6 protein-coding genes are annotated in these 4,248 nt (G+C 72.4%); 2 read left to right on the forward strand and 4 right to left on the reverse strand.

Annotated features, from left to right (window positions below; genetic code table 11):
* Positions 1-219 precede the first annotated feature (219 nt).
* Positions 220-999, reverse strand: coding sequence for a CPBP family intramembrane glutamic endopeptidase (locus E4P42_RS26630; protein ID WP_135129631.1), 780 nt, complete (start codon positions 997-999; stop codon positions 220-222).
* 27 nt (positions 1,000-1,026) lie between these two features.
* Positions 1,027-1,824 (reverse strand): DUF2470 domain-containing protein, encoded by a 798-nt coding sequence (locus E4P42_RS26635; RefSeq protein WP_135129632.1) that lies wholly within the window; start codon positions 1,822-1,824, stop codon positions 1,027-1,029.
* Between the two features lie 97 nt (positions 1,825-1,921).
* Between E4P42_RS26635 and pheA the strand changes: the two genes are divergently transcribed.
* Both pheA and E4P42_RS26645 read left to right on the forward strand, forming a co-directional pair.
* Entirely contained in the window at positions 1,922-2,857 is a 936-nt protein-coding gene (gene pheA / locus E4P42_RS26640) for a prephenate dehydratase (protein WP_135129633.1), read from the forward strand.
* The gene (locus E4P42_RS26645) at positions 2,854-3,540 is read left to right on the forward strand and encodes a histidine phosphatase family protein (protein WP_135129634.1); all 687 of its coding nucleotides are present in this window, start codon (positions 2,854-2,856) and stop codon (positions 3,538-3,540) included. Before pheA ends, E4P42_RS26645 begins: the two co-directional genes overlap by 4 nt.
* A 21-nt stretch (positions 3,541-3,561) precedes the next feature.
* Here E4P42_RS26645 and E4P42_RS26650 read toward each other — a convergent pair whose 3' ends face one another.
* Positions 3,562-3,756, reverse strand: coding sequence for a hypothetical protein (locus E4P42_RS26650; RefSeq protein ID WP_135129635.1), 195 nt, complete (start codon positions 3,754-3,756; stop codon positions 3,562-3,564).
* 45 nt (positions 3,757-3,801) lie between these two features.
* A complete protein-coding gene (locus E4P42_RS26655) occupies positions 3,802-4,152 on the reverse strand; it encodes a metallopeptidase family protein (RefSeq protein WP_135129636.1) in 351 nt (116 codons plus the stop codon).
* Between the last annotated feature and the right edge of the window lie 96 nt (positions 4,153-4,248).

The following is a 4,248-nucleotide window of genomic DNA, read 5'->3' on the forward strand; positions in this document are numbered from 1 at the left end:
GGCCGCGGCACCGGGCGCGCGACCGGGGGTACGGGTGGCTGCGGAGTGCGCCGCGGGGTTGGGGGGTTGGGCGGCCACGCCGGCGGCGGCCGGTGGGCGGGATCGCGGCGGATCACCTGCGAGGGTTCCCGCGGCGGGGTCGGCCGACGGGGCCCGGGCCAGGGGCCCGGCGGCCGATTCTGGTTCACATCGAGAAATGTACGTCCCGACCGGGCATGGTCACCGCAGCCAGCCCAGATGTCCGGCCAGCAGCGCGTAGCCGACGAAGGCGACGGCGTCGATCAGCCCGTGCGCGATGATCAGCGGCCACAGCCGGCCGGTGCGGTGCCACACGTAGCCGAACACCAGACCCATCGCGATGTTCCCGAGCCCGGCGCCGAAGCCCTGGTACAGGTGGTAGGCGCCGCGTAACAGGCTCGACGCCACGATCGCGACGACCGGGCTGACGCGCAGCTGCCGCAGCCGGGTGAGCAGGAATCCCACCACGATGATCTCCTCGGCCCAGCCGTTGGCGAACGACACCGCCAGCAGTACCGGGATGCGCCACCAGGTGTCGTAGAGCTCGGCCGGTTCGACCGAGGCGTTGATCCCGAGCAGCCGGGCCACCTGGTAGAACGCCAGGCCGGGGATGCCGATGAGCGCGGCCAGGCCCAGCCCGCCCCACAGGTCGGGGCGCACGCGGGGCCGTCCGAGCCCGATATCGCGCAGCCGCTGGCCGCCGCGCCAGAGCAGGTAGAGGCCGAGCGCACCCCAGGCCAGCAGCTGGAACACACCGGCGAGGTTGAGCCCGAGGTCGATCAGGTCGTAGACCGACCGGCGCGGATTGAGCGCCACCACCTGGCCGGACAGGCCGAGCAGCACCGACTCCAGCAGGCGCAGCAGTGCGGTGTACGCGCTCAGGCCGAAGGTGACGGCCAGCACGACCGCGATCTCGAGGCGCAGCGCGCGCCGCTGGTCGCGGGTCAGTTCGTCCGGCTGCTTGTCGGGGGCCTGCGTCACCGCAAACAGGGTAGTGGCGGGAGCGGGTCAGCCGCCCGGGCGTTCGGCCCCCCGGGCCCGCAGCCCGTTGAGGAACGGGCAGCCCATCAGCACACGGATCGCCTGGCTCAGGCCGGTCACGTCGTCGACCGGCCGGGCGAACGGCAGCCGCACGTCGTGGTCACCGTTGTCGTCCTCGACGCGCAGCTGCACGCCGTAGCGGTCCAGGCCCAGCGGCCGCACCCGGCCGCGCCGCATCGTCTGCGGCAGGCGCGCGGCCAGCCGCTCGACGACGTCCTGGTGTGCGGACTCCATGTGCTGCAGCCAGCAGGACTCCATGGCGCAGAACGGATCCGGCCGGGCGGCCAGCAGTGCGCCCAGGCTCACCGACTCCGCACCGGTCGCGTCTGCCACCACGATGGACTCGATCTCCAGGCGCAGCAACGCATATCGGGATTCGTCGCCGGAGTTGACCTGCAGGAGGGCGGGATTTGGTTCCGCGGAGGCGATCAGATCGAGGAGGCCGGGGATGTCGGCGGTCGGCACGGTGTGCACGCGGCCACGGATCCACACCAGCGACCGCACCGGTTCGCGCAGCGGCAGCGGCGCGTAGTCGGTCATCTCGAGCACCGCCTGCACGCCCGCGGTGCCCGACGACGCCACCGTCGCGGCGAGCAGGCCATCCATCGGGACGGTCACCGCGAACGATCCGTCGCCGAGCAGATGATGCACGGGGGTGGCGACGGGGTCGAGCCCTTCGAGCGCAAGCATCGCGCCGCCGCCCCTGGCGCACGCGCTGCGAATCCGCTCGGCCGTCGTCGGCGTCGTCGGGGTGGTCCCTGCCATCGCACCGCCTTCCGTTAGGTGAGGTAACCCTTACCTAACTACGGAGCGTCGGTCCGCGCAAGGCTTCCCCGGCGCGGCGAGCCGATAGTGTTGTGAGGTGCCGCGCATCGCCTACCTCGGCCCGGAGGGGACCTTCACCGAGTCGGCCCTGCTGCAGATGTCCGCGCGCGGCATGGTGCCCGGCAGCGGTGAAGTGGCGCCGCTGCCGACCGACAGCACGCCCGCGGCGCTCGCGGCGGTGCGGGACCGCGCCGCCGACTACGCCTGCGTGCCGATCGAGAACTCGATCGACGGTTCGGTGATGGCCACCATGGACAGTTTGGCCGCGGGCCCGCCGCTGCAGATCTTCGCCGAACACACGCTCGACGTGTCGTTCAGCATCGTCGTCCGTCCCGGACACGAGGGCGACGTCGCGACCGTGGCCGCGTTCCCGGTCGCGGCCGCCCAGGTTCACCGGTGGCTCGACGCGCACCTCCCGCACGCCCAGATCGTGCCCGCCCACAGCAACGCCGCTGCGGCCGCGGACGTGGCCGCCGGCCGCGCCGACGCCGGGGTGAGCACCGCGCTGGCCGCGCAGCGGTTCGGGCTGCCCACGCTGGCCGACGGCGTCGTCGACGAGGCCAACGCCCGCACCCGCTTCGTCCTCGCCGGCCGGCCCGCCCCGCCGCCGGCCCGCACCGGCGCCGACCGCACCTCGGTGGTGCTGCGGTTGGACAACGTGCCCGGCTCGCTGGTCGCGGCGATGACCGAGCTGTCGATCCGCGACATCGACCTCACCCGGATCGAATCCCGGCCCACTCGCACGGAACTGGGCACCTACCTGCACTTCCTCGATTTCATCGGGCATCTCGACGACGAACCCGTCGCCGAGGCACTCAAAGCGCTCCACCGTCGTTGTCCAGATGTGCGATATCTGGGTTCCTGGCCGACCGGGTCGGCCGCCGGTGCGGTGCCACCGCGAAGCGACGAGGCGTCCCGCTGGCTGACATGTCTGCGCGAGGGCGCACCGACCGAACCGGAGGGGCAGCGATGAGCGGGCGGCTGGTGCTGGTGCGCCACGGCCAGACGCATTCCAACGTCGAGCGCAGGCTCGACACCCGCCCGCCCGGCGCGGACCTCACCGACCTCGGCCGCGACCAGGCCCGCGCATTCGCCCGCGGGCTGGCCCATCCGCCGGCGATGCTCGCGCACTCGGTGGCGCGGCGCGCGGCGCAGACCGCCGCCGAGGTCGCCGCGCACACCGGCCTGCAACCGCAGGAGTTCGACGGGCTGCACGAGGTGCAGGTCGGCGACCTCGAGCTGCGCAGCGACGACGAGGCGATCACCCAGTTCGAATCGATCTACCAGCGCTGGCACGAAGGCGATCTCGACGCGCCGATGCCCGGCGGGGAGAGCGGCAACGAGGTGCTGGACCGGTACGTGCCGGTGCTCACCCAGCTGCGGATGCGCTATCTCGACGACGCCGCGTGGCACAGCGACATCGTGGTGGTCAGCCACGGCGCGGCGATCCGGTTGGTGGCCGCCGTGCTGGCCGGGGTCGACGGCAGCTTCGCGCTCGACCACCACCTGGCCAACACCGAGTCGGTGGTGCTCGCGCCGATCACCGACGGCCGGTGGAGCTGCGTGCAGTGGGGCACACTCACGCCGCCGTTCTATCCGGAGCCGGGCGTCGACCCGGTGCAGGAGGCGCTGGAGTCCGCGGACCCGATGGGCTGACCGGCCACATTGTGGTGGACCTCAGCCGGTCACCGCGACGACGATCGTCTGGCCGCAGGCGCAGCCCACGGCCTCGCAGTCGATGCTGAACGTGTGCACCACCTCGGGGGTGGTGCAGCCGTCCTCGGTGCATTCGGAGCGCAGGCGGGCGTGGTGGATGACAGTGCCGTGGCAATGCTCCAGACCGGCCCGACACTCCCGGCACTGGATGCTCATGGGCCGTTCATAGCACTGCGGGCCGACAATCCGTGGTTGCCGCGCTCACGCCCAGCCGAGTTCGTGCAGCCGGGCGTCGTCGATGCCGAAGTGGTGGGCGATCTCGTGGATCACGGTGATCGCCACCTCCTGCACCACGTCGTCCTCGCTGTCGCAGATCTCGAGCAGCGCGTGGCGGTAGATGAAGATCGCGTCCGGCAGCGAGCCGGCGTAGGTGTGGTCGCGTTCGGTGAGCGCGATGCCCTCGTAGAGGCCGAGCAGGTCCGGCTCTTCGGGGTGCCGGTCCTCGACCAGCACCACCACGTTGTCGAGCGCGGCGGTCAGTTCGGCCGGGATGAGATCGAGCGCATCGGACACCAACTCGTCGAACCGCTCCGCGCTCATCCGCACGGCCACGCGGTTACGGCCCGGGGGGCGGTGGCGGAACCGGCTCACCCGGCGGCGGACCCGGAGGCGGGGCCGGTGCGGCCGGTGGTGGCGGCGGCGGTGCGG

The organism is Mycobacterium sp. PS03-16, assembly GCF_004570325.1.
GTDB lineage: Bacteria > Actinomycetota > Actinomycetes > Mycobacteriales > Mycobacteriaceae > Mycobacterium.

Excerpts from the sequence above, each read along its gene's own strand:
- E4P42_RS26635 (WP_135129632.1), bottom strand. The coding sequence starts at position 1,824 with ATGGCAGGGACCACCCCGACGACGCCGACGACGGCCGAGCGGATTCGC.
- E4P42_RS26645 (WP_135129634.1), top strand. The coding sequence starts at position 2,854 with ATGAGCGGGCGGCTGGTGCTGGTGCGCCACGGCCAGACGCATTCCAAC.
- E4P42_RS26650 (WP_135129635.1), bottom strand. The coding sequence starts at position 3,756 with ATGAGCATCCAGTGCCGGGAGTGTCGGGCCGGTCTGGAGCATTGCCAC.